Genomic DNA, 22,268 nt, shown 5'->3' on the forward strand with positions numbered 1-22,268 from the left:
ATATTCGCGTGGCAGCCGAAGCGAAGGTCGATCCGATGCACCAGTTCAGCATCCAGCCGTTGTTCGGCTCGGAAGGCTGGAGCATCGCCGGTTACAACATCGCCTTCACCAACAGCACGCTGTGGATGGCGATCGCCGCCGTGACGCTGGCGTTCTTCGTCGCTGGCGGCATGAAGCGCCAGCTCGTTCCCGGCCGCTGGCAGATGGCAGTCGAAAGCTTCACCGGCTTCATCGACGGCATGCTGGCTGCCAACGTCGGCCCCGGCGGCAAGAAGTACGTTCCGTACATCTTCTCGCTCTTCATGTTCATTCTTTTCGCGAACTTCCTCGGCCTGCTGCCGCTGGGCGTGATCGGCCTCCATGCCTTTACGTTCACCAGCCACTTCTCGGCCACGGGCGTTCTCGCGGTGCTTTCCTTCGCAATCGTCCTGATCGTCGGTTTCGCGAAGCACAAGCTGCACTTCTTCTCGCTGTTCGTGCCGCACGGCACTCCGGTCATCATGATCCCGCTGATCTTCTGCGTGGAACTGATCTCCTTCCTGGTGCGCCCGTTCAGCCTCGGCCTGCGTCTCTTTGTTGCGATGATGGCCGGCCACGTCCTTCTTGAGGTTCTTTCGAGCTTCGTCATCAGCTCGGGCAATGCCGGTATCGGCCTCTTCGCCATCGCCGGGCTGCCCAGCTTCATCCTGATGGTCGGCATCTGCGCTCTCGAGCTGCTCGTCGCCGGCATCCAGGCCTACGTTTTCGCTCTTCTCACTTGCGTCTATCTGAACGACGCAGAGAACCTTCACTGATTTTCAGTCTCACTCGAGTTTTCCAAAGGGAGTTTTTGAAATGGACGCAGAAGCTGCAAAGCTGCTTGGTGCCGGTCTCGCTGCTATCGGTTGCGGCCTCGCCTCGATCGGCGTGGGTAGCGTTTTCGCCAAGTTCCTCGAAGGCGCACTGCGCAATCCGGGCGCCGCGGACGCCCAGCAGGGCCGCCTCTTCATCGGCTTCGCCGGCGCCGAACTTCTCGGCCTGCTGTCGTTCGTCGTTGCCGCGCTGCTGATCTTCGCCTGATCGCGCGCACTGATCCCCTCCGGCTGCCCGAACCCTTTGGTACGGCGGCCGGAGAGGACGCAAGAATTCTACCGGCCACTTCGAGACAGGGCTGACCCATGCCTCAGATCGCACAGCTAGCCGCGACCTATTCCAGCCAGATCTTCTGGATGCTGATCTTCTTCGGCTTCACGTTCTTCGTCGTCGGACGGGGAATGGTTCCCAAGGTCATGGATACGGTTGCGCAGCGCGACAAGCAGATTGCCGACGACCTCGCCGCCGCCGAACGCGCTCGCGCTCAGGCCGATGCGGAGGAGGAAGCCTGGCGCAAGCGTGAGAACGCCAACCGCGCCGAGGCGCAGACCCTTATCGCGGAAGCCCGCGCCAAGGCCGCTGCCGTCACGACGGAGCGTCTCGCGACCGCACAGGTTGCAATCGACGCCACGCTCGCCGAAGCCGAAACCCGCATTTCCCAGGCTCGCCGTTCGGCTGCCGCGGAGATCGAGGACGTCGCCGCCGACGCCACGCGCGAGATCGTCAGCCGCATCGCCGGCCTGACTCTCGACGATGGCGCGGTTCGTTCCGCCGTGAAGGAGAACCTGGTCCATGGCTGACAACACGCAGCTGTCCACCACGGACACCGTCGTTGCCGAAGGCACCTCGCACGAGGCTGCCGAGATGGCCGGAACCCAGGGTGCCGAGACCCACGAGGGCGTCGAGCATCATGCCGAACCGCTGCTGCTGGGCGTCGCCCCGCCGGTCGCGGTCGTCAGCGCCTCGATGCTGGTGCTCCTGGCGATCATGGTCTGGAAGGGCCTGCCCAAGATGATTTCGGGCGGTCTCGACGGCAAGATCGCCGAGATCAAGGCGCAGCTCGAAGAGGCCAAGACCCTTCGCGCCGAGGCGGAAGCCCTGCGCAAGGAATATGCCGACAAGATCGCCGGTGCCGAAAAGGACGCCGCGGCTCTGCTCGAGCATGCCCGTCATGAGGCGGAAACGATCGTCGCCAAGGCCCAGGCCGACACGACGGACGTGATCGCCCGCCGCGAAAAGATGGCGCAGGACAAGATCGGCGCCGTCGAACGCGCGGCCGTTACCGAACTGCGCCAGCAGGCTGCTGCTGCTGCGGCGGCTGCCGCCAGCGGGCTGATCCGCGCCAACCACTCGGTCGATGCCGACAAGGCGCTGGTCGACCAGGCGATCGCCGGTATCTGATACCGCCGGTTCGCTATCGAACAAAAAAGCCTCCGCGCGCTGCGCGGGGGCTTTTTTGTGTCCCGATTGCGGTCACGTTAGGGGCGGCATGGCGCCGATCGGCAGTTGACGCCCCGCGCATTTGGGATCAGAGCGACGACCGCGCAGCCAATGTTGCTGCGGTGTTTCAGGAAGCGAGGACATGTCAAGCGACAGTTCCAGTAGGACCGCACGCCCGGAGGTCGTCCGCTAGTTCTCGCTGGCCGTCGTCCGCCCGGGTCGTGCGGACGAAAGGTGTGATGATGGTGAACGACCTCCTCGCCGGCGTGACTGCCGGTGCCCGTCCCGCCAAGCGCGGGCTCTATATTGCCGATATCGTCGAGATGCTTCAGGCGCTGCCGCCCGAGGCGGCCGCCGCCAAGCTTGGCCGCATGGCCGACGTGCGCGCCGTGGCGACGCTCGACCGCCCCGAATTCACCGGCGCTGCCGAAGCTCTGGCCTTGCTGCCGCTGCCGCGTGCGGTTCATCTGGTGGCGCAAATGGCCGAGGACCGCGCGGCGGACGTCCTGGCCGAGATGGATGAGGGCGTGGCCGCGCAGATCCTGGCGGCACTGGCCCCGGAAGTGCGCTCGTCGCTGCGCAGCCTCCTGGCATGGCCCGAGGACAGCGCAGGCGGCATGATGACGACGGAGTTCGTCGCGGCGCGGGCTTCGGCCAGCGTGGCCGATGTGCTCGATCTCATCCGCACGGTCGAACGCAGCCGAGAGACCGTCTACTCGGTGTTCCTCATGGACGAGGCCGGCCGCCTCGAAGCCACGATCTCGCTGCGCCGCCTGATCGCCGCGGCGCCCGATTCGCCCGCGATCGACCTTGCCCGCGACCGCGAGCCGGTCACCGTCACGCCCGACACCGACCGCGAGGTCGTGGCCGATCTGATCCGCCGTCATGACCTGCTGGCGCTGCCGGTGGTCGACGATGCCGGACGACCTCTGGGCATCGTCACCGTGGACGACGTGCTTGACGCACTCGTCGCCGAACATACCGAGGATGTGCAGAAATTCGGCGGCGTCGAGGCGCTGGACCGGGCCTATCTGGAGACCGGGTTCTTCGAGATGATCCGCAAGCGGGCAGGGTGGCTCAGTGTGCTGTTCCTTTCGGAAATGCTCACGGCCAGCGCGATGCAGCATTTCGAGGACGAACTGGCGCGCGCGGTCGTGCTCACGCTGTTCATTCCGCTCATCATGAGTTCGGGCGGTAACAGCGGCAGCCAGGCGACGTCGCTCATCATCCGGGCGCTCGCCATGGGGCAGGTCCGCCTGCGCGACTGGTGGCGCGTCGCCTTGCGCGAACTCCCTGCAGGGCTAGTGCTGGGTGCGATCCTCGGTGCGGTCGGCTTCGCCCGGATCGCGGCCTGGCAGGCGCTCGGGTTCTATGATTATGGCAGCCACTGGATGCTGATCGCCACGACCGTTTCGGCGGGGTTGGTGGGGATCGTCACTTTCGGCTCCTTGGCCGGATCCATGCTGCCGTTCCTGTTGCAAAGGCTCGGTTTCGATCCGGCCAGCGCCTCCGCACCGTTCGTCGCGACCCTGGTCGATGTCACGGGGCTGGTGATCTATTTCACCATCGCTCTTGCGATTCTCTCCGGGACGCTGCTCTAGGGCGCAAAGCCAAACGAAAGGACCGGCCGCCATGCCATTCACCGCGAAGATCCTGCTGCTCGGTTCGGGCGAACTGGGGCGCGAATTCGTGATCTCGGCCAAGCGGCTCGGCTGCGAGGTCGTGGCCTGCGATGCTTACGAGGGCGCGCCGGCGATGCAGGTGGCCGATGCTTTCGAAGTCTTCTCGATGCTTGACGGGGAGCGGCTGCGCGCCGCCATCGAGAAGCACCGGCCGGACTTCATCGTGCCCGAAGTCGAGGCCATCCGCACCGAAGTGCTGGCGGAAGTGGAGGCGGAAGGCTTCTGCGTGGTGCCATCGGCGCGGGCAACGCAGATGACCATGAACCGCGACCGCATCCGCGAAGTGGCCGCGACCGAACTCGGATTGCGCACCTCGCGCTATCGCTATGCCGAGAACCTGGGCGAAGTCTTGTCCGGCGCCGAGCACACGGGGCTGCCTTGCGTGATCAAGCCGGTCATGTCCTCTTCGGGCAAGGGCCAGAGCACCGTGCGCGATGCGGCCGATCTGGAGAAGGCCTGGGACTATGCCGTCGCCAACATGCGCGGCGACCGGGCCCGGGTGATCGTCGAGGAGTTCGTCGATTTCGATTACGAGATCACCCTGCTGACCGTGCGCAGCCGCGAGGGCGTGTCGTTCTGCCCGCCGATCGGCCACCGGCAGGAACGCGGCGACTACCAGGAATCCTGGCAGCCGACGCCCATGGCGCCCGCGGCGATCGCCGCGGCACAGGACATGGCGCGCAAGGTCGTGGACGATCTTGGCGGCTACGGCATCTTCGGCGTGGAGTTCTTCGTGAAAGGCGAAGACGTGATCTTCTCCGAACTCTCGCCGCGCCCGCACGACACCGGCATGGTCACGCTGATCTCGCAGAACCTTTCGGAGTTCGATCTGCACGCGCGGGCCATCCTGGGCCTTCCAGTCCCCGAAGTCACCCTTCGCGGCCCGAGCGCCTCGGCCGTGATCCTGGCCGACCGCGAGGCCGAGGTTTTCGCCTACGAGGGAATGGCGGATGTCCTGGGGACGCCGGGCGGCGAGGTGGACCTGCGGGTCTTCGCCAAGCCCACGACGCGGCCCTATCGCCGCATGGGTGTTGCCCTGGCGCTGGCAAGCGACACCGATGAAGCGCGGCGGATCGCTGCGGAAGCCGCCGCGAAACTGCGGATCGTCTACGAATAGCACTATGCGGGGCAGGGGAAATCCCTGCCTCCGCGAAACAGCCGCTAGAAGGTGTTCTTGGCCTCGCGCAGCGCGGCAAAGGTCGCCACGGCATCCCCGGCCTCGCCCTCCGGCGCCCACCGCGCCTGGATAGCGGGGGCGTCTGCGCGCAGGAACGGGTTCGTCAGCAGCTCGCGGCCTAGCTTGGTGGGGACCGTGGGCAGGCCCGCCGCGCGCGCGCGCGCGATGTCTTCGGCATAAGCGGCCAACTCGGCATTGTCCGGATCGGCATGGAGCGCGAAGCGGGCATTCGCCGCGGTATATTCGTGGGCACAGTAGAGCATCGTGTCGACCGGCAGCGCCTTGATGCGCTGGAGGCTCGCCCAGAACTGCGCGGGCTGACCTTCGAACATGCGCCCGCAGCCCAGCGCAAAGACGGAATCGCCGACGAAAGCGATCTGCGCCTCGGGTAGGTAGTAGGCGCAATGGCCCATGGTATGGCCGCCTACGTCGATGACATGGGCCTTCCAGTTGCCCAGCGTGACGACTTCTCCCTGAGACACGGTCCGGTCGACGCCTTCGATCTTCCCGGCATCGTCCAGCGGAGCGGTGATCGTGCAATTGGTGCAGGCCTTGATCGCCGCATTGCCGCCGGCGTGGTCGGGATGCCAGTGCGTGTTCCAGATCTGCGTGATCTGCCAGCCCTTGTGCCCGGCCTGGCGGAGGTACTCATCGGCATCGGGCGTATCGATGCAGGCGGTTTCCCCGCTGACGGGATCGTGCAGCAGATAGCCGTAATTGTCGCTGAGGCAGGGGAACTGGTGAACTTCGAGCATCGGGCGTCTCCTTGCCGGGCGATGTAAGCCTTCGAAGCGGTGCGCGAAAGAGCCTGGAAGCAAAGGGCGCGCGCGATGGCGACCGCCGGAAAAGCAAAAGCCCGCCCGGATTGCTCCGGACGGGCCTTTGATGGTTCACCTTGCGGTGAAGCCCGGAAGCGTTCTTACGAACGGTTCTTGAGGGCTTCGCCGAGGATGTCGCCGAGCGAAGCGCCCGAGTCCGACGAACCGTACTGTTCCACGGCTTCCTTCTCTTCGGCCAGCTGGCGGGCCTTGACCGAGAAGTTCGGCTTCTTCGAACGATCGAAACCGGTGACCATGGCGTCGAGCTTCTGGCCGACCTGGAAGCGGTCGGGGCGCTGCTCGTCGCGGTCGCGGCCGAGGTCCGAACGCTTGATGAAGCCGGTGGCGCCATCGTCGCCAGCCTGGACTTCCAGGCCGCCGTCGCGAACTTCGAGAACGGTGACGGTGACGACTTCGCTACGACGCAGCGAGCTGCCGCCGGTTGCGGCAACGCCGCCAGCGGCCGGAGCGCCACGCTCAAGCTGCTTCATGCCGAGGCTGATGCGTTCCTTCTCGACGTCGACGTCGAGAACAACGGCCGAAACCTGCTCGCCCTTGCGGTGCAGAGCCAGCGCGTCTTCGCCCGAGATGCCCCAGGCGATGTCCGACATGTGGACCATGCCGTCGACGTCGCCGTCGAGACCGATGAACAGGCCGAATTCAGTGGCGTTCTTGACTTCGCCTTCAACCTGCGAACCGACGGGGTGCTTCTCAGCGAAGGCTTCCCAGGGGTTCTGCTGAGCCTGCTTGAGGCCGAGCGAGATGCGGCGCTTGTCCGAATCGACTTCGAGAACGACCACTTCGACTTCCTGCGAGGTCGAGACGATCTTGCCGGGGTGGACGTTCTTCTTGGTCCAGGACATTTCCGAAACGTGGACAAGGCCCTCGATGCCGGCTTCCAGTTCCACGAAGGCACCGTATTCGGTGATGTTCGTGACGGTGCCGGTGAGCTTGGCGCCCACGGGGTACTTGACGGCTGCGCCTTCCCACGGATCGCTTTCCAGCTGCTTCATGCCGAGGCTGATGCGCTGGGTGTCCTGGTTGATGCGGATGATCTGCACCTTCACGGTGTCGCCGATGGCGATCACTTCGCTCGGGTGGTTGACGCGCTTGTAGCTCATGTCGGTGACATGGAGCAAGCCGTCGATGCCGCCGAGGTCAACGAACGCACCGTAGTCGGTGATGTTCTTGACGACGCCTTCGATGACCTGGCCTTCGCTCAGCTTGTCGATCAGCTCGCTGCGCTGTTCGGCGCGCGTTTCTTCGAGGACGGCACGGCGCGACACGACGATATTGCCGCGGCGACGGTCCATCTTCAGGATCTGGAAGGGCTGCGGCACGTCCATCAGCGGGGTGACGTCGCGCACGGGGCGGATGTCGACCTGCGAGCCGGGGAGGAAGGCAACGGCGCCGTCGAGGTCGACGGTGAAGCCGCCCTTGACGCGGCCGAAGATCACGCCTTCGACGCGCTTGCCTTCACCGAATTCGTTTTCGAGCTTGTCCCACGCGGCTTCGCGGCGGGCGCGGTCGCGCGACAGCATCGCTTCGCCGTCGGCGTTCTCGACGCGGTCGACGTAGACTTCGACTTCGTCACCGACCTTCAGGCCATGCTCGCCTTCACCGCGCGCGAATTCGCGCAGCGGCACGCGGCCTTCGCTCTTGAGGCCAACGTCGATGACGGCCTTGTCGTTTTCGATGGCGGTGATGGTGCCCTTGACCACGCGGCCTTCAAAGCCGTCGTCGGCGACGCCGCCGAGCTGGTCGTCGAGCATTTTCGCGAAATCGTCGCGAGTCGGATTGGCAGAACTAGCCATTAAAGGTCTTTCCTGTTCACGTATTTCCGGCCAGGCGGTTGAATCCGCCGGTCTTTCCTCCGCGCGTCCGCACCATGCGGGCGGCGGGCCAAAAGGGCCGTACTGCCACGGGGGCCGGATGCCTGCCGCAGCGTCCTTTCAGCGCAAGGGCTTTCCAGACCGGCGGCCCCTACGCGCCGGGGCGCCAAAATGCAAGGAAAATGCCGGCCCGCCCGGTTCGCCGACGGATCGCGGCGGTCCGTCGGAACCGGGCAGGGCGGCCGTCTTGTGGCCGCCTCGGAAAAGCGCCATTGTCCCGCCCTGTCCTGACCTTCGGCCTGAGATATGGGGGAGCGCGGGACACTTCGTTCGAGGAGCCTTCATGGCCGAGCACGCTACGTCACCGATCCCAGACAGACTCGATGCAACGATGGCCCCCAGCAAGGCGCTGGTCCCGAAGCCGAACTGGATCCTGCGTTTCGGGAAATGGATGCAGCCCAGGACGAACCGCTGGATTGCCCGCAGTTCGCGCGCACCGGACGTGCCGGTTCACGATCCGGCGAATTTCCGCTGGACCGGCCTGCTGGAAGACAACTGGGAGGCCATCCGCGAGGAAGCTGCGGCCGTGCTCCAGGACCTGGAGGAAGTTCCACCACTGGCGACGATTTCACCCGACCATCGGCGCATCGCTCCGGCCGGGCGCTGGCGGTCCTACTTCCTGGTCGGCTATCGCTACCGGGACGAGCCCAATTGCCGGGCCTGTCCGCGTACGGCCGAGTTGATTTCGCGCATACCCGGCCTGAATTCGGCATTCTTTTCCGTGCTCGTTCCAGGGACGCACCTGCCGGCCCACACCGGCGTCTCGAAGGCGTTCCTGACGTGCCACCTCGGCATCCAGGTGCCGCGCGAATCCGGGGAGTGCCGGATGCGCGTGGTCGACGATTGGCTGGAGTGGCAGGAAGGCAAGTGTCTGGTTTTCGATGATGTCTTCAACCACGAAGTGAGGAATGACAGCGAAGAAACGCGCATCGTCCTGCTCGTGCAGTTCAAGCGCCCGGTCGGTCCCGTAGGGTGGATCGTGGGCAACCTGTTCCTGGAAGGCGTGCGGCGTTCGCGCTTCGTGCAGGACGCCCGGGCCGGGGTCGAGCGCTGGCGCAACCGCGCGCGGGATTGAAGGCCCGCCTTCCAGAGGCCCTCGATGTCAAAGAGCTGGCGATCGGCGCGCGCGCGCTTCGACCGCGGCGATGGCCGCGGCGATTGCTGCGTCGCGGCCGAGGTCGGACGTATCGAGCAGCACGGCGTCATCTGCCGCCACCAGCGGGGCGTCCTTGCGGCCGCGGTCGCGGGCGTCGCGGGCGGACAAGTCGGCGGCGATCTCATCCAGCGAGACATCGCGGCCCTGCGCCTCCATTTCGAGATGGCGGCGCTGGGCGCGGGCTTCCACCGAAGCGGTCACGAAGAGCTTGGCCTCCGCCTCGGGCGCGATCACCGTGCCGATGTCTCGCCCGTCGAGCACGGCACCGCCGGCCTGCGTGGCGAAGCTGCGCTGGCGTTCGAACAGGGCCTGCCGCACCGCGGGGTGGATCGAGACGCGGCTTGCAAGGCCGCCGCTCGCTTCCGAACGGAGTTCCGGGTCGTTCAGGAATGCGTCCGGAAAGGCACATGCGGCAAGGGCGGCCACCGGATCGTCGGGATTGCCGCCGTCGAGGAAGCACTGGCGGCCGACGGCGCGGTAAAGCAGTCCGGTATCGAGGTGGGGCAGGCCGTAATGCTCTGCGAGGGCCTTGGCGATAGTGCCTTTGCCCGATGCGGTGGGTCCGTCGACGGCGATGATCATCGCGGGCTCTTGGCGGCTTGGCGCGGCCAAGGCAAGGGGCTGGTCGAGCCGGCGCTGTAGGTTTGGGCGAAGGTCAAGGCAGGCGGGCTTCGTCGGATGGCCGGTCCGCGCTGCGCCGTGATCGCAGGGCCTTCAGCAGGCCCCAGCCGGCGATGATCGCCCAAAGCCCCTCCATCGCGATGGAGGGGAGGTTGACGTTGACCATCAACGAAATGAGCAGGAGCACGGCCCCGACGAAGTTCAGTCCGTGCTGAAGGTAGCGGTTCGGATTGTTCTCGTACGTCACATAGGCATAGGCGATCACGCAGCACACGGTGCCCACGAAGCCGAGGATGTTGCTGAGCCACTGCGGCAGGTCGAGGATCATGCACACTCCTGTCAGGCGGGGCGCCCGCGTGGAAGGACGCGGCGCCGCCAGCCTGCAAGAATGCCCTTATCCGGCCAGCGTGGCCAGCAGGTCCTCGAAATTGGGGAAGCTGGTGGCGATCGGGCGCGTGTCGTCCACTTCCACGCCGCCGCTGCTGACGAGGCCGGCAATCGCCATCGACATGGCAATGCGGTGGTCGAGGTGGGTGACGACTTGCGCGTCGCTGTCCGTGGCGGGCAGGGGCTTGCCGCCGGTGCCGGTGATGACGAGGCCGTCCTCGCGCTCCTCGATCTGCGCGCCGGCCAGCGTCAGGGCGACGGCCATGGCGGTGAGGCGATCCGATTCCTTGACGCGCAGTTCGTCGAGACCGCTGGTGACGGTGACGCCCTCGGCAAGCGACGCCGCCACGAAGAGCACGGGGAATTCATCGATCATGGCAGGCGCGATGGCGGGATCGACTTCGATGCCCTTGAGCTGCGAATGCTTGACCAGAAGGTCCGCCACCGGCTCTCCGCCGACTTCGCGCTCGTTCAGGAACGCGATGCTGCCGCCCATCTGGCGCAGCACTTCGACAAGGCCCGCGCGCGTCGGGTTGAGGCCGACGTTCTCGATCACGACTTCGCTGCCCGGCGTGACCAGCGCGGCGACGATGAAGAAAGCGGCGGAGGAGGGGTCACCCGGTACGTCGATGACTTGCGGCTTCAGTTCCGCCTCGCCCTTGATGGTGATGACGCGGGTGCCGTCGGCTTCCACGGTCACATCGAGGTCGGCGCCGAAGCCCTTGAGCATGCGCTCGGAGTGGTCGCGCGTCGGCACCGGCTCGATCACGGTGGTGGTGCCGGGGGTGTTGAGGCCGGCGAGCAGGATCGCGCTCTTCACTTGTGCAGAGGCGACGGGCAGGCGGTAAGTGATCGGCACGGCCGGCGATGCGCCGCGCACGATCAGCGGGAGGCGGCCTCCTTCGCTGGCTTCGAAACTTGCGCCCATTTCGGAGAGCGGATCGATCACGCGGCCCATCGGGCGCTTGGAGAGCGAGCCGTCGCCCGTGAAGCTGACAGTGATGGGGTGGCTGGCGACCAGGCCCATGAGCAGGCGGGTCGAGGTGCCGGAGTTGCCCATGTCGAGCGGGCCTTCGGGCTGGAGCAGGGCGCCCACGCCCACGCCGCTCACCCGCCATTCGCCGTCTCCCACGCGTTCCACCGTGGCGCCCATGGCGCGCATGGCGGCGGCGGTGGCCAGCACGTCCTCGCCTTCCAGCAGGCCGGTCACGCGCGTTTCGCCCACGGCCAGTGCGCCCAGCATGATCGAGCGGTGGCTGATCGACTTGTCACCCGGCACGCGGATCTTGCCCTTGAGCGGTCCTGCGGGCAGGAAACGGCGGGGGCGCATGGGGGTGGTGTCGTCGTGGCTCACGGGCGTGCTTCTCTCGATACTGGAGGGGCGCAAAATCGCCGGGCTTTTGACAGCGGGTGCGGCCTATGGCAAGGCGCGCGCCCTGATGGTGCCGGGACGCTTGATTTTGCGCGCCGGCCCTCCCATCAAGATACGAAATTCACGCCCGTTCCTTTCGAGCGGGCAATATGAGGACATTTCATGGCAAAGCCTGAGTGGGGCGCCAAGCACGGCTGCCCGAAATGCGGCACCCGCTTCTACGACCTGGGCAAGGACGACCCGGTCACCTGCATCGAGTGCGGCCATTCGTGGCACCCGGAGCCGGTGCTGAAGTCCAAGCAGCCGATTCCCTATGAGGAAATCCAGAAGAAGGAAGTGGTCGAGACCGAAGATTCGGATCTGGCCGAAGAAGATCTGGATATCGACGACGACGGCGATTCGCCGGACAACGACGTCGACCTCGGCGGTGACGACGATCTCGGCATCGGTGCCGGCGACGACGACGGCGACCGCGACGAGTAATCCTCGGATCGAGTTCAAGGAAAAGGGCGCGGCGCTTCGGCGGTCGCGCCCTTTCTCGTTTTGGTCCGCCAGATTCGATTCCATCCTTCGTCATTGCGAGCATGGCGAAGCAATCCAGGGGCACCCTACACCGCTCTGGATTGCTTCATCGGCTTCACCTCCTCTCAATGACGAAGGGCAAAGGCCGGGAAGCGAAGGACACTGCAGAGGGGCGGGGGTGCGCTTTCGGGCCGCTTTCCGGAAAATGACAGGCCCGTGAAAAATTCCTCTTGCCAGTCCGGTGAACCCAATCTAGAGGGCGGCCTCCCAAGCGGAGGCGCAAGTCGCCGTGACGGAAACGGATCGGACCTCCCAGGATCGATCCGATGAAATGATTGGGGCCTTAGCTCAGCTGGGAGAGCGCCTGCATGGCATGCAGGAGGTCAGCGGTTCGATCCCGCTAGGCTCCACCATTTCAACATTGCAGTTTCGCGGGAACGCGACACGCTGGCTGACGAGGTTTCGTCCGCCGGCGTTTTTCGCATAACGTCCCGTCACGCCGGTCAGCGAGGTTTCGCCCACCGGCGTTTTTGGCGTTCTGGCGGTTCGACCCGTCGATGAGGAATTTTGGCATGTTCGCCGCGAGTGACGTTAGGAGCGAGAATGTTTGACTCCCTTTCGGATCGTCTTGGTGGCGTTTTCGACAAGCTGCGCGGTCGCGGCGCGCTCAAGGAGCAGGACGTTCGCGATGCCATGCGCGAAGTGCGCATCGCGCTGCTCGAAGCCGATGTCGCGCTTCCCGTCGTGCGCCGCTTCATCGACCAGGTTACCGAGAAGGCCGTGGGCCACTCGGTGCTGCGCTCGGTCACGCCCGGCCAGCAGGTCGTCAAGATCGTCAACGATGCCCTGATCGAGATGCTTGGCGGCGAAGAGACCGCTGAACTCGACCTCAATGCCGCGCCCCCGGTCGTCATCATGATGGTCGGCCTCCAGGGCTCGGGCAAGACCACCAGCACGGCCAAGATCGCCCGCCTCCTTCGTGAGAAGCAGGGCAAGAAGGTCCTGATGGCCTCGCTGGACGTCAACCGTCCGGCCGCGCAGGAACAGCTTCGCGTCCTGGGCGAGCAGGTCGGCGTCGCCACGCTGCCGATCATCCCGGGCCAGCAGCCGACCGAGATCGCCACCCGCGCGATGCAGTCGGCCAGGCTCCAGGCCGTCGACGTGCTGATGCTCGACACGGCGGGTCGCCTCCACGTCGACCAGCAGCTCATGGACGAGATGAAGGCGGTTGCCGCCATCGCGACTCCGCGTGAGACGCTGCTCGTGGTCGACTCGCTGACGGGTCAGGACGCGGTCAACGTCGCGCAGTCGTTCTCCGGCGAAGTCGATCTCACCGGCGTCGTGCTCACCCGTATGGACGGTGATGCGCGCGGCGGTGCGGCGCTGTCGATGCGCGCCGTCACCGGCAAGCCGATCAAGTTCGCAGGCACCGGCGAGAAGATGGAGGCCCTCGAGGTCTTCCACCCCAGCCGCGTCGCCAACCGCATTCTCGGCATGGGCGACATCGTCTCCATCGTCGAGAAGGCCGCCGAAGCGGTCAAGGTCGAGGACGCCGAAGCGCTGGCCAAGCGCATGGAGCAGGGCAAGTTCGACATGAACGACCTGCGCATGCAGCTGGGCCAGATGCAGAAGATGGGCGGCCTTGGCGCGCTGGCCGGCATGATGCCGGGCATGAAGAAGGCCAAGGCGGCGATGCAGGCTTCGGGCATGGATGATCGCGTGTTGCTGCGCATGGATGCGATCATCGGCTCGATGACGCAGAAGGAGCGCGTCAATCCCGCGCTGCTCAACGCCAAGCGCAAGATTCGCGTCGCCAATGGCTCGGGCACCCAGGTGCAGGACGTCAACAAGCTCCTGAAAATGCACCAGGAGATGTCCAAGGCCATGAAGCAGATCAAGAAGATGGGCGGCCTCAAGGGCCTTGCCGCGATGTTCGGAAAAGGCGGCCTCGATGCTGCCATGCCCGGGCTTGGCGGCGGCATGGGTGGGGGCGCCGGCGGCATGCCGGGCCTCGGTGGTCCCGATCTCAGCAAGTTTCTGAAAAAGTAATTCTCGAAGATTTGAAGGAAAGGTAGAGCAATGTCCGTTTCGATCCGTCTGTCGCGCGGTGGCGCGAAGAAGCGTCCTTATTACAAGATCGTCGTCTCCAACTCGCGCGCTCCGCGCGACGGCAAGTATCTTGAGCAGGTCGGCACCTACAACCCGGTCCTCCCCAAGGAAGACGAGAACCGCGTGCGCCTGGTCGAAGACCGCGTGCGTTACTGGCTCGGCGTTGGCGCCCAGCCGACCGACCGCGTTGCCCGTCTGCTCGACAAGGCCGGCATCAAGGAACGCGCCGCAACCGTGAACGCCCAGAAGGGCGAGCCCGGCCAGAAGGCCAAGGACCGCGCCGAGGAAAAGGCCGAGAAGCTGCGTGAAGCTGAAGAAGCTGCCGCTGCTGCTGCAGCCGCTCCGGCCGCTGAAGAAGCGCCTGCCGAAGCAGCTGCCGAGGAATCGACCGAAGCCTAAGCTTCAGGTTGAATCCAGATGGCTGGTCAAGACCGCCCCGTCACGCTTGCTGCCGTAACCGGCGCGCACGGCGTGACGGGCGAGGTTCGCCTCAAGCTGTTCGGTGAAGGCGTGGCGGCGCTCAAGCGCTACCGCGCCTTCACCGATTCCACGCTCACGCTCACCAAAGTGCGCGATGACGGCAAGGGCGGCGCGATCGCCCGCTTCGAAGAAGTGCTCGATCGTAACGCGGCGGAAAAGCTGCGCGGTACCGCGCTCACCGTTCCGCGCTCGCAGATGCCGGAACTGGCGGAAGGCGAGTATTACCACGCCGACCTGCTGGGCCTGCGCGCCGTTTCCGACGCGGGTGACGAACTGGGCACTTGCATAGCGGTCGAAAACTTCGGCGCCGGCGACGTGATCGAGATCGAGCGTCCGGCAGGCGAGGACGGCAAGCGGCGCCGCTTCATGGTGCCGATGAGCCCGGCCGCCGTGCCCGAATGGGATCACGAACGGGTGGTGGTCAACGCCGCCTTTGCGGAAGAATAAGGAAAGGCCGCCTCCGGGCGGCCTTTCTGCGTCAGGGGCCTTGGTTCCTCAGGCGAGGGTTCCTCAGGCGAGCGCGGGGTCGGTGCAGGGCTGTGCGGCTTGCCGCGGGGCCTGATTGCCATCAGTCGGGGCGATCAGCGGCGTTACGGCCGCCAGACTGGAGCCGGCCAATACGCCTGCTAGAATGGCGATGGTCGTCAGCCTCGCCTTCCGTGCCAGCGCAGTTTCCAGCCGCGCCTTGCGCCCGATCCAGCCGGGCAGGCGCTTGGCCTTGGCGGCGAGCGTTACGAGGCCGCGATCCGCATCTTCGGAAAACCGGGCATGGCCGGCGTTCCATTGGCGCATGAAATGTTCGTCCTGCATTGTCCGGTTCCTCCTTCGGATATCCGGAATCTGCGCGTCGCAGCGCCTCTTTGCCAACAAACCCTCTGGTAGCAGCCATAAGGCTGCCTTATCGTCGGGCCATGGACCGCCTGCCGCCCCTGACCGCCGTTCGCGCATTCGAAGCCGCGGGCCGGCACGAGAATTTCTCCCGTGCCGCCGAGGAACTGGGCATGAGTCAGGCGGCCATTTCCTATCAGATCAAGCAGTTGGAAGACCGGGTCGGCAAGCCGCTGTTCGTGCGGGAGAAGGGCCGGGCGCGGCTATCGGATGTCGGGCGCAGGCTGTTGCCCGCGCTGTCCGGTGCGTTTGCCGCGATGACGGATGCTTTCGCCGCCGTTCGCAGCGAAGAAGAGGACGTGCTGGCGATCAATGCCTCGGTATCGCTTGGCGCAAGCTGGCTCAGCACGCGCATCGGCCGCTTTCAGCTCCGCCATCCCGACATTGCCGTCCGCATGTCGCTTTCGAACGAAGTGATCGATTTCGCGACTTCGAACTACGATGCCGCGATCCGGGGCGGCGCGGGACGTTGGGAGGGGCTGCGCAGCGAATTCCTGTTCCGGCAGCACTATTCGCCGATCTGTGCACCGAATTTCCTGGAGCGCCACAAGATCACGCGGCCGGAAGACTTGCTGGCGGTGGAGCGCTTCGCCCCCAACGATCCTTGGTGGGCGGCCTGGTTCGCGGCCGCCGGCGTGGGAACGCCGCCGCCGCCGTCCCGGCGAGGCTTCATGTTCGACAACCAGCTCCAGGAAGGCAGCGCGGCCCGCGAAGGCTTCGGCATAGCCCTGATGACACCACTGATCTGGCGCGAGGACCTGGCGGCGGGGCGTCTGGTCCAGCCGTTCGCGACGATGTTCCTGCCCGGCACCGGCCATTGGCTGGTCCACCCGGAACAGCGCGTGGGCGTCCGCAAGCTGGAACGCTTTCGGGAATGGCTGCGCGACGAAGTGATGCGCGACCGGGATTTCCTGCCGCCAGAAGTATGGGAACCCTTCTGAGCGGCACAAAATCCCGCCCGGCCTCTTGTCGCCGCCGCCGAATTGGGCTTTGCGCGACAGCATGACTTTCAACGCCACCGTTCTCACCCTCTATCCGGAGATGTTTCCTGGCTCGCTCGGCGTCAGCCTGGCGGGCAGGGCGCTTGCCGAGGGCAAATGGGCCATGAACCCCGTGCATGTCCGCGATTTCGCGGCCGACAAGCATCGCACCGTGGACGACACCCCCGCAGGCGGCGGTGCGGGAATGGTGCTCAAGGTGGATGTGCTGGCGGCGGCCATCGACCATGCCCGCAGCATCAATCCGGCCGCGCCGGTCATCGCCATGACACCGCGCGGCAAGCCGATCTCGCAGGCCCGTGTGCGCGAATTGGCGGAGGGCTCCGGCGTCACCATCCTGTGCGGCCGGTTCGAAGGTTTCGACGAGCGCATTTTCGAGGGCCGCGACGTCGAGGAGATGTCGGTCGGCGATGCGGTGCTTTCCGGCGGCGAACCCGCGGCGATCCTGCTTCTCGACGCTTGCATTCGCCTGCTTCCCGGCGTAATGGGCGCGGCTTCCAGCGGGACCGAGGAATCGTTTGAGGACGGTCTTCTCGAATACCCGCAATATACCCGACCCACCGAGTGGGAAGGGCGCACGATCCCTGAAGTGCTGCGATCGGGGGATCATGCGAAGATCGCCGCCTGGCGGAAACAACAGGCGGAGGAAGATACACGGTCACGCAGGCCGGACCTTTGGGAACGTCGCAGTGACGTTCGGGGCCAGTCTGCCTCTGGTGCGCGGCGCAAAAACGAGGACTTAGGTTCATGAACCTGATTCAGCAGATCGAGGCCGAGGAAATTGCCAAGGCCGCCAAGGAAATCCCGACCTTCCGTCCGGGCGACACCGTCCGCGTCGGCGTGAAGGTTGTCGAAGGTACCCGTACCCGCGTCCAGGCTTACGAGGGCGTGTGCATCGCGCGCTCGAACCGTGGCATGGGTTCGAACTTCACCGTTCGCAAGATGAGCTTCGGCGAAGGCGTCGAGCGCGTATTCCCGCTCTACTCGCCGAACATCGACTCGATCACCGTGGTTCGCCGCGGCGTCGTGCGTCGTGCCAAGCTGTACTACCTGCGCGGTCGTACCGGCAAGCGCGCTCGCATCGCCGAGCGTCGCATCAACGACGTCCAGGGCTAAGCTCCGGCATCGTGTCCGCCTCTTGCAGGCTGGACAACTTGAAAGGCGGTTCGGTTTCGAACCGCCTTTTTTGTGTCTCCGCCTGGATGACAATTACGGTTATCGACTTGATTCCGCGAAGCGAATCAGTCCACGCCGGCAAAATGAACCCGCGCGGCCCTTCTGYTGTTCGACGCAACGCCTTTCGGAAAGAGGGCAGGCGTCGCACGGTCGATCATGCTGCGTTGCACAATTCAGGAATCGTCATCTGAATGGCGGAAAAACGCGATAAAGTGCCAGTTTTGGCTTTGTTTAGCCTTTGACACCGCGCGCAAAAACCGCTCAATTCCGTCGCGTTTAGAGGCGAGTCCGAATATCCCGACACATCCGATTCAACAGAAAGGTTAGGGGGTACCCATAATGAACAAGAACGATCTTATCAGCGCCGTAGCAGACTCGAGCGGTCTTACCCGTACCGATGCCACCAAGGCCGTCGAAAGCGTGTTCGACGCCATCTCCGGCGCGCTGAAGTCCGGCGACGAAGTTCGCCTCGTTGGCTTCGGCACTTTCTCGGTTGCCAAGCGCAAGGCCTCGACCGGCCGCAACCCGCGCACCGGCGAACCGATGGAAATCAAGGCTTCGGCTCAGCCGAAGTTCAAGGCCGGCAAGGGCCTCAAGGACGCTGTCAACTAAGCATCCTTATAGCCTGCTACGCCTCGCGGGCTGAAAAGATTACGCCGCGCCAACTTTGGGTTGGCGCGGCGTTTTTCGTTGTAGCGGTCTGTTTCCCGGAGGATGCCGCCGGGACCCAGGCCAGGCAGGACCTGCGCCGAGGCGCCGGCCCTCTCCGGTTCAGGGCATCAGTTTGACCAGAGCCGTCGGTGCGGCGGGCGTCCGGGGGTCTATCTTCCACACGAGCGCCTTGCCATTGGCAGCCGCCTGAGGGCCTTCGTCGGTGTTGTTGGCCAGGATCTCGCCATCGGTCGTCACGGTGAAGGTGCCGTCGGCCTCGGTGGTGCCGGGCATGGCGTCGCCCTCCTTTTCATTGGCCAGGCCGCTCATCATGGCGCCCATGCCCGTCGCGCCGCCCTGGGGGCCGAACGAGGGGGCATCCACGCGCACCGAGCCGTCCCGGCGCAGCGAGAGCTGGACGAACCGATTGCTCATCGCAAAGCCCTCGATGGTCGGGAATGCGAAATCATGGTCGAGCCGGCCGGTCATCGCGAAATCGACATCGAACTTGCCGTCTCCCATGTAGACGGCCTTGTTCCAACCGACCTGGCGGCGGAGCTTCTCGGCCACTTGCTCCCCGGCTTTCGGGTCGCTGGGATCCAGCCCGCCCAGCAGCATTTGCGCGGCCTGGGCATCGCTCTTCTTCTTGTCCTCGTTGGACTTCTCCCAATCGGTCTTCTGCTGGGCGAGTTCCTCCTCGGTGCAGGGGTGCTCGTTGTAGTCTTCGTCGTGGCACGCTTCCGGCGCGAAGACCTTGGGCTTGGATGCCTGGAGAGGCACCATCACGATTTCGCCGGCATAGCGGAAGGTGAACGTGCGGTTCTTGCGCAAATCCAGCGTCGAGGTGAATTTGCCGGGTGCGAAGATGCACGCTGCCGCCAGCAGGGCGAGGGCGGTGACGCCCAGCCCTGCCAGCAAGCGGCGCCCCAGGGGGCGCCGTTCGACTTGGTTCATGATGAGTGCCTCTCTTGCGTTCGGATCGTCAGCCGCGGGTCGCCGCGGCGTAAAGCGCGATGGCAGCGGCGTTGCTGACATTCAGGCTTTCCATCGCATCGCTGATCGGCAGCTTGGCGACGGAATCGCAATGCTGGGCGATGTTGTGGCGCATGCCGTCACCTTCGGCGCCGAGCACGAGCGCGACCGGTCCGGCAGGAAGCGCTTCGCCGAGAGTCGACTGCGCGGCGCCGTCGAGGCCGATGCGCCAGTAGCCGGCTTCCGCGATTTCCTCGAGCGCGCGGGCCAGGTTGACCACGCGGACCCAGGGAAGGACTTCCAGTGCACCGGAAGCGCTCTTGGCCAGGGTACCCGATTCGGGCGGTGCGTGACGGTCCTGCGTGACGATGGCGCAGGCATTGAAGGCCGCCGCCGAACGCATGATCGCGCCGACGTTGTGCGGGTCGGTTACCTGGTCGAGCACGACGACCGGGCGCGAGGGATCGCCATCCAGCACATCGTCGATGAAGATATCATCGAGCGGTGCGCATTCGAGCACGAGGCCCTGGTGCGGAGCGTCGCGTGCGACGAGGCGGGCGAGATCGGCGGGCTGGGCCCATTCGACGGGGAAGTCGGCCGGCAATTCGCCGTCGAGCGATTCCACGCCCTCGCGAGTCGCCCAGAGCTTGCGATGGCTGCGATTCGGATTCTTGAGCGCGGCCTCCACGGCGTGGCGACCCCAGAGCCGAACCATGCCGGTGCTCGCTCTGCCGCTGCCACGGCCGTTCTTCATCCGGCCTGCGCGGCCGCGCAGCGCCTTCCCGGAGCGTCCGCCTTCGCGGTCGCCTTCTTGCCGGTCGCTACGATTGGTCATGAAAACTGTCCTTTTTGGAAAAACTATGCCGCTCCTGCCATTACCCCCATTGACAGGCAAGGCCGCGTTCTACATAGGCGCGCTCCTCGGCAGCGAGGCTCTGGTTTCGGAGCTTCAACACAACGGGTTTTTCGAAAGAAGAACCCCCGCCAGCAACTGGTGTGGACAGGTGGCCGAGTGGTTAAAGGCAGCAGACTGTAAATCTGCCCGTGCAAGCGTACGCTGGTTCGAATCCAGCCCTGTCCACCACCGGTTTCCCTAACAGGACATTCCCTTCGGGGCTCCCCTCCAGTTACAGCATCGCGCGAGATAACCGTGCCGTGCCGCGTATCGCGGCGGACAGGGTACTATGTGGCGTATCGCGCTGGAAACTATCCCCGGCCGTCGGCGTGGATGGGAACATGCCCTTCTTCCCGGCATTGCGGGAGGGGTGGACACTGACTAGAGGATGGTGATGCCCGGAGAAATTCTCGATAATCAGGGACGCGGCGAAGCGTCCTGGAGCTGGCCTTCCATCCACCCGGAAGGCCGCAAGTTCGGCGCCATCGCCGGTGTCGTGGCCCTGATCGGCTGGATCGTGTTCGGCCCGCTGGTCGGTTGGCCGCTGGCGCTGCTCACGGTCTGCGTGCTGGCCTTCTTCCGCGATCCCGTGCGCGTGACGCCGCAGGACGACCGTTATATCGTCGCACCGGCCGATGGCCTGGTGACGCTTATCGGCAAAGTCTCTCCGCCGCGCGAACTGACGGTCGAGGATGGCAGCGGCTCGCAGCCTATGTCGACGGAACCGGTTACCCGCATCTCGATCTTCATGAGCGTCTTCGACGTCCACATCAATCGCAGCCCCATCGGCGGCACGGTGCGCCGGGTGATCTACATCCCCGGCAAGTTCCTCAATGCCGACCTCGACAAGGCCAGTGAAGAGAACGAGCGCCAGCACATCCTGGTCGAGCGCGGCGATGGACTGCGCGTCTGCTTTACGCAGATCGCCGGTCTGGTCGCGCGCCGTATCGTTCCGTTCGTGAAGCCGGGCGACATGATCGCCTCCGGCCAGCGGATCGGCCTGATCCGCTTCGGCAGCCGCGTCGACGTCTATCTCCCCGCAGGAACGGAGCCCAAGGTGCTCATGGGCCAGCGGATCGTCGCCGGTGAAACCGTGCTGGCGGAACTCGGTTCGGCGCCGGTGATCGAGGGTATCTCGCAGTGACCGGCGAGCCCGACGGAATCCAGGGCGGCGAGTTCGAGGGCGATGGCCTTCGCGTGCGCCGCCGCCTTGCCGGCGGGCTGCCGATGCGCGTTTTCGTTCCCAATGCGATCACGGCCGCCGCGCTTTGCTCCGGCCTTACCGGAATCCGTTTTGCGATCGGCGGCGATTATGAGCGCGCCGTGCAGGCCATCATCCTTGCGGGCCTGCTCGACGGTATCGACGGCCGCGCGGCGCGCCTGCTCAAGGCGCAGACGCGTTTCGGCGCCGAGCTGGACAGTCTGGCCGATTCGATTTCGTTCGGTGTCGCGCCGGCGCTGATCGTCTATCTCTGGACGCTTCACCAGCTGCCCAGCCTGGGATGGATTGCCGCCCTGGCCTTCGCCATCTGCTGCGTCCTGCGTCTGGCGCGCTTCAACTCCCGCCTCGACGAGATCGATCAGCCGCATAAGGACGCCGGTTTCCTGACCGGTGTTCCGGCGCCGATCGGCGCGGGGCTGGCGTTCCTGCCGATGTATTTGTGGATCGCGAGCGGGGTGCCGGAATTCGCCAATCCCATCGCGGTCAGCGTCTGGATGGTGGTGATCGCCTTCCTGATGATCTCCAGCCTGCCGACGCTCAGCTGGTCCCGCATGAGTCCGCCGCCAAGCCTTCGCGTCGGACTGATCGCGCTGGTCGGCCTGACCGTGGCGGCGCTGCTGACCGAGCCCTGGTTCACGCTGGCCGTGATTACCATTGCCTATCTGGCGCTGATTCCCATCGGCATCGTCACTTACATGAAGATCAGGCGGCGAGGTCCGTCGCCGGCAGTTCCATCCCCGGCCATTCCAGTCCCGGGCGTTCCGCCGCAGTCCACTGCGACTGACGGCGAGGACGGACCGAACGGTCCTTTCTGAGCGTGGCGAGCGCGGGCAGGGGCACGCGTTCGATCGCTTTCCAGACCAGAAGAGTGCTGTCCGGGCAACCACGCAGCTGCGCCGGCAAGGACCGCGCCGCATCCGCGTGGCGCAGCCAGCTCGTGGCGATGACATGGGCCGAA

Annotated in this window: 25 protein-coding genes and 2 tRNA genes; 19 read left to right on the forward strand and 8 right to left on the reverse strand. The window is 65.4% G+C overall.

Annotated elements, in window-relative coordinates:
* Positions 1-8: 8 nt before the first annotated feature.
* From AB4Z00_RS22635 to purT, 6 genes are all read left to right on the forward strand, one after another.
* Positions 9-794: a F0F1 ATP synthase subunit A gene (locus AB4Z00_RS22635; RefSeq protein ID WP_021233351.1), complete on the forward strand. Its 786-nt coding sequence runs from the start codon at positions 9-11 to the stop codon at positions 792-794.
* Between the two features lie 40 nt (positions 795-834).
* Positions 835-1,059, forward strand: a complete 225-nt coding sequence (locus AB4Z00_RS22640) for a F0F1 ATP synthase subunit C (RefSeq protein WP_007013775.1) — start codon at positions 835-837, stop codon at positions 1,057-1,059.
* A 98-nt stretch (positions 1,060-1,157) separates the two neighbouring features.
* On the forward strand, positions 1,158-1,652 hold the full coding sequence (locus tag AB4Z00_RS22645; RefSeq protein ID WP_442047341.1) for a F0F1 ATP synthase subunit B family protein: 495 nt from the start codon (positions 1,158-1,160) through the stop codon (positions 1,650-1,652).
* Positions 1,645-2,253 carry a F0F1 ATP synthase subunit B family protein gene (locus tag AB4Z00_RS22650; RefSeq protein WP_207912823.1) on the forward strand — a complete coding sequence of 203 codons (609 nt, stop codon included), beginning with the start codon at positions 1,645-1,647 and terminating at the stop codon, positions 2,251-2,253. Before AB4Z00_RS22645 ends, AB4Z00_RS22650 begins: the two co-directional genes overlap by 8 nt.
* A gap of 281 nt (positions 2,254-2,534) precedes the next feature.
* Positions 2,535-3,893, forward strand: a complete 1,359-nt coding sequence (mgtE, locus tag AB4Z00_RS22655; protein WP_134095384.1) for a magnesium transporter — start codon at positions 2,535-2,537, stop codon at positions 3,891-3,893.
* Positions 3,894-3,924: 31 nt separating this feature from the next.
* Entirely contained in the window at positions 3,925-5,091 is a 1,167-nt protein-coding gene (gene purT / locus AB4Z00_RS22660; protein ID WP_442047342.1) for a formate-dependent phosphoribosylglycinamide formyltransferase, read from the forward strand.
* A gap of 44 nt (positions 5,092-5,135) precedes the next feature.
* Here the strand turns inward: purT and gloB are convergent, their stop codons facing one another.
* Entirely contained in the window at positions 5,136-5,906 is a 771-nt protein-coding gene (gene gloB / locus AB4Z00_RS22665) for a hydroxyacylglutathione hydrolase (RefSeq protein WP_442047343.1), read from the reverse strand.
* Positions 5,907-6,070: 164 nt separating this feature from the next.
* The gene (rpsA, locus tag AB4Z00_RS22670; protein WP_132263657.1) at positions 6,071-7,783 is read right to left on the reverse strand and encodes a 30S ribosomal protein S1; all 1,713 of its coding nucleotides are present in this window, start codon (positions 7,781-7,783) and stop codon (positions 6,071-6,073) included.
* 409 nt (positions 7,784-8,192) lie between these two features.
* On the opposite strand from rpsA, the gene AB4Z00_RS22675 reads away from it, so the two are divergent.
* A complete protein-coding gene (locus tag AB4Z00_RS22675; RefSeq protein WP_442047344.1) occupies positions 8,193-8,936 on the forward strand; it encodes an aspartyl/asparaginyl beta-hydroxylase domain-containing protein in 744 nt (247 codons plus the stop codon).
* A gap of 27 nt (positions 8,937-8,963) precedes the next feature.
* On the opposite strand, the gene AB4Z00_RS22680 is transcribed toward AB4Z00_RS22675, so the two are convergent.
* The 3 genes from AB4Z00_RS22680 to aroA all read right to left on the reverse strand — a co-directional run bounded on the left by AB4Z00_RS22680 (position 8,964) and on the right by aroA (position 11,355).
* On the reverse strand, positions 8,964-9,599 hold the full coding sequence (locus AB4Z00_RS22680) for a (d)CMP kinase (protein ID WP_442047345.1): 636 nt from the start codon (positions 9,597-9,599) through the stop codon (positions 8,964-8,966).
* Positions 9,600-9,672: 73 nt separating this feature from the next.
* Entirely contained in the window at positions 9,673-9,966 is a 294-nt protein-coding gene (locus tag AB4Z00_RS22685) for a CBU_0592 family membrane protein (protein ID WP_132263652.1), read from the reverse strand.
* 66 nt (positions 9,967-10,032) lie between these two features.
* The gene (aroA, locus tag AB4Z00_RS22690; protein ID WP_442047368.1) at positions 10,033-11,355 is read right to left on the reverse strand and encodes a 3-phosphoshikimate 1-carboxyvinyltransferase; all 1,323 of its coding nucleotides are present in this window, start codon (positions 11,353-11,355) and stop codon (positions 10,033-10,035) included.
* 204 nt (positions 11,356-11,559) lie between these two features.
* Here aroA and AB4Z00_RS22695 point away from each other — a divergent pair, with 204 nt between their 5' ends.
* The 5 genes from AB4Z00_RS22695 (at position 11,560) to rimM (ending at position 14,955) form a co-directional block, all read left to right on the forward strand.
* On the forward strand, positions 11,560-11,880 hold the full coding sequence (locus tag AB4Z00_RS22695) for a TIGR02300 family protein (RefSeq protein WP_132263650.1): 321 nt from the start codon (positions 11,560-11,562) through the stop codon (positions 11,878-11,880).
* Between the two features lie 376 nt (positions 11,881-12,256).
* Positions 12,257-12,332: transfer RNA gene (locus AB4Z00_RS22700), tRNA-Ala, on the forward strand.
* A gap of 190 nt (positions 12,333-12,522) precedes the next feature.
* Entirely contained in the window at positions 12,523-13,968 is a 1,446-nt protein-coding gene (gene ffh / locus AB4Z00_RS22705) for a signal recognition particle protein (RefSeq protein WP_314464444.1), read from the forward strand.
* 30 nt (positions 13,969-13,998) lie between these two features.
* Entirely contained in the window at positions 13,999-14,427 is a 429-nt protein-coding gene (rpsP, locus tag AB4Z00_RS22710; RefSeq protein WP_132263646.1) for a 30S ribosomal protein S16, read from the forward strand.
* An 18-nt stretch (positions 14,428-14,445) separates the two neighbouring features.
* A complete protein-coding gene (gene rimM, locus AB4Z00_RS22715) occupies positions 14,446-14,955 on the forward strand; it encodes a ribosome maturation factor RimM (RefSeq protein WP_132263644.1) in 510 nt (169 codons plus the stop codon).
* A gap of 63 nt (positions 14,956-15,018) precedes the next feature.
* On the opposite strand, the gene AB4Z00_RS22720 is transcribed toward rimM, so the two are convergent.
* Positions 15,019-15,318 carry a hypothetical protein gene (locus AB4Z00_RS22720; RefSeq protein ID WP_442047346.1) on the reverse strand — a complete coding sequence of 100 codons (300 nt, stop codon included), beginning with the start codon at positions 15,316-15,318 and terminating at the stop codon, positions 15,019-15,021.
* A 101-nt stretch (positions 15,319-15,419) separates the two neighbouring features.
* Between AB4Z00_RS22720 and AB4Z00_RS22725 the strand changes: the two genes are divergently transcribed.
* From AB4Z00_RS22725 to AB4Z00_RS22740, 4 genes are all read left to right on the forward strand, one after another.
* Positions 15,420-16,337 (forward strand): LysR substrate-binding domain-containing protein, encoded by a 918-nt coding sequence (locus tag AB4Z00_RS22725; RefSeq protein WP_442047347.1) that lies wholly within the window; start codon positions 15,420-15,422, stop codon positions 16,335-16,337.
* A gap of 61 nt (positions 16,338-16,398) precedes the next feature.
* Complete coding sequence (gene trmD / locus AB4Z00_RS22730) at positions 16,399-17,145, forward strand: tRNA (guanosine(37)-N1)-methyltransferase TrmD (RefSeq protein ID WP_132263640.1); 747 nt, start codon at positions 16,399-16,401, stop codon at positions 17,143-17,145.
* Positions 17,142-17,510: a 50S ribosomal protein L19 gene (gene rplS / locus AB4Z00_RS22735; RefSeq protein WP_132263638.1), complete on the forward strand. Its 369-nt coding sequence runs from the start codon at positions 17,142-17,144 to the stop codon at positions 17,508-17,510. Before trmD ends, rplS begins: the two co-directional genes overlap by 4 nt.
* A gap of 399 nt (positions 17,511-17,909) precedes the next feature.
* Positions 17,910-18,182, forward strand: coding sequence for an HU family DNA-binding protein (locus tag AB4Z00_RS22740; RefSeq protein WP_132263636.1), 273 nt, complete (start codon positions 17,910-17,912; stop codon positions 18,180-18,182).
* A gap of 159 nt (positions 18,183-18,341) precedes the next feature.
* Here the strand turns inward: AB4Z00_RS22740 and AB4Z00_RS22745 are convergent, their stop codons facing one another.
* Positions 18,342-19,175, reverse strand: a complete 834-nt coding sequence (locus AB4Z00_RS22745; protein ID WP_442047348.1) for a hypothetical protein — start codon at positions 19,173-19,175, stop codon at positions 18,342-18,344.
* 28 nt (positions 19,176-19,203) lie between these two features.
* Positions 19,204-20,028 (reverse strand): TrmH family RNA methyltransferase, encoded by an 825-nt coding sequence (locus AB4Z00_RS22750; protein WP_134095394.1) that lies wholly within the window; start codon positions 20,026-20,028, stop codon positions 19,204-19,206.
* 163 nt (positions 20,029-20,191) lie between these two features.
* Here AB4Z00_RS22750 and AB4Z00_RS22755 point away from each other — a divergent pair.
* The 3 genes from AB4Z00_RS22755 (at position 20,192) to AB4Z00_RS22765 (ending at position 22,125) form a co-directional block, all read left to right on the forward strand.
* A tRNA-Tyr gene (locus AB4Z00_RS22755) sits at positions 20,192-20,277 on the forward strand.
* 205 nt (positions 20,278-20,482) lie between these two features.
* Entirely contained in the window at positions 20,483-21,232 is a 750-nt protein-coding gene (locus AB4Z00_RS22760; protein ID WP_132263631.1) for a phosphatidylserine decarboxylase, read from the forward strand.
* Positions 21,229-22,125, forward strand: a complete 897-nt coding sequence (locus AB4Z00_RS22765; protein WP_442047349.1) for a CDP-alcohol phosphatidyltransferase family protein — start codon at positions 21,229-21,231, stop codon at positions 22,123-22,125. The genes AB4Z00_RS22760 and AB4Z00_RS22765 overlap by 4 nt, the downstream gene beginning before the upstream one ends.
* Positions 22,126-22,268 lie beyond the last annotated feature (143 nt).

The organism is Novosphingobium sp. YAF33, assembly GCF_052113265.1.
Lineage (GTDB): Bacteria > Pseudomonadota > Alphaproteobacteria > Sphingomonadales > Sphingomonadaceae > Novosphingobium.

Bases quoted from the DNA above. Each gene is read 5' to 3' on its own strand.
- AB4Z00_RS22640 (WP_007013775.1), top strand. From the start codon at position 835: ATGGACGCAGAAGCTGCAAAGCTGCTTGGTGCCGGTCTCGCTGCTATC.
- AB4Z00_RS22645 (WP_442047341.1), top strand. From the start codon at position 1,158: ATGCCTCAGATCGCACAGCTAGCCGCGACCTATTCCAGCCAGATCTTC.
- AB4Z00_RS22650 (WP_207912823.1), top strand. From the start codon at position 1,645: ATGGCTGACAACACGCAGCTGTCCACCACGGACACCGTCGTTGCCGAA.
- mgtE (WP_134095384.1), top strand. From the start codon at position 2,535: ATGGTGAACGACCTCCTCGCCGGCGTGACTGCCGGTGCCCGTCCCGCC.
- purT (WP_442047342.1), top strand. From the start codon at position 3,925: ATGCCATTCACCGCGAAGATCCTGCTGCTCGGTTCGGGCGAACTGGGG.
- gloB (WP_442047343.1), bottom strand. From the start codon at position 5,906: ATGCTCGAAGTTCACCAGTTCCCCTGCCTCAGCGACAATTACGGCTAT.
- rpsA (WP_132263657.1), bottom strand. From the start codon at position 7,783: ATGGCTAGTTCTGCCAATCCGACTCGCGACGATTTCGCGAAAATGCTC.
- AB4Z00_RS22675 (WP_442047344.1), top strand. From the start codon at position 8,193: ATGGCCCCCAGCAAGGCGCTGGTCCCGAAGCCGAACTGGATCCTGCGT.
- AB4Z00_RS22680 (WP_442047345.1), bottom strand. From the start codon at position 9,599: ATGATCATCGCCGTCGACGGACCCACCGCATCGGGCAAAGGCACTATC.
- AB4Z00_RS22685 (WP_132263652.1), bottom strand. From the start codon at position 9,966: ATGATCCTCGACCTGCCGCAGTGGCTCAGCAACATCCTCGGCTTCGTG.
- aroA (WP_442047368.1), bottom strand. From the start codon at position 11,355: ATGCGCCCCCGCCGTTTCCTGCCCGCAGGACCGCTCAAGGGCAAGATC.
- AB4Z00_RS22695 (WP_132263650.1), top strand. From the start codon at position 11,560: ATGGCAAAGCCTGAGTGGGGCGCCAAGCACGGCTGCCCGAAATGCGGC.
- ffh (WP_314464444.1), top strand. From the start codon at position 12,523: ATGTTTGACTCCCTTTCGGATCGTCTTGGTGGCGTTTTCGACAAGCTG.
- rpsP (WP_132263646.1), top strand. From the start codon at position 13,999: ATGTCCGTTTCGATCCGTCTGTCGCGCGGTGGCGCGAAGAAGCGTCCT.
- rimM (WP_132263644.1), top strand. From the start codon at position 14,446: ATGGCTGGTCAAGACCGCCCCGTCACGCTTGCTGCCGTAACCGGCGCG.
- AB4Z00_RS22720 (WP_442047346.1), bottom strand. From the start codon at position 15,318: ATGCAGGACGAACATTTCATGCGCCAATGGAACGCCGGCCATGCCCGG.
- AB4Z00_RS22725 (WP_442047347.1), top strand. From the start codon at position 15,420: ATGGACCGCCTGCCGCCCCTGACCGCCGTTCGCGCATTCGAAGCCGCG.
- trmD (WP_132263640.1), top strand. From the start codon at position 16,399: ATGACTTTCAACGCCACCGTTCTCACCCTCTATCCGGAGATGTTTCCT.
- rplS (WP_132263638.1), top strand. From the start codon at position 17,142: ATGAACCTGATTCAGCAGATCGAGGCCGAGGAAATTGCCAAGGCCGCC.
- AB4Z00_RS22740 (WP_132263636.1), top strand. From the start codon at position 17,910: ATGAACAAGAACGATCTTATCAGCGCCGTAGCAGACTCGAGCGGTCTT.
- AB4Z00_RS22745 (WP_442047348.1), bottom strand. From the start codon at position 19,175: ATGAACCAAGTCGAACGGCGCCCCCTGGGGCGCCGCTTGCTGGCAGGG.
- AB4Z00_RS22750 (WP_134095394.1), bottom strand. From the start codon at position 20,028: ATGACCAATCGTAGCGACCGGCAAGAAGGCGACCGCGAAGGCGGACGC.
- AB4Z00_RS22760 (WP_132263631.1), top strand. From the start codon at position 20,483: ATGCCCGGAGAAATTCTCGATAATCAGGGACGCGGCGAAGCGTCCTGG.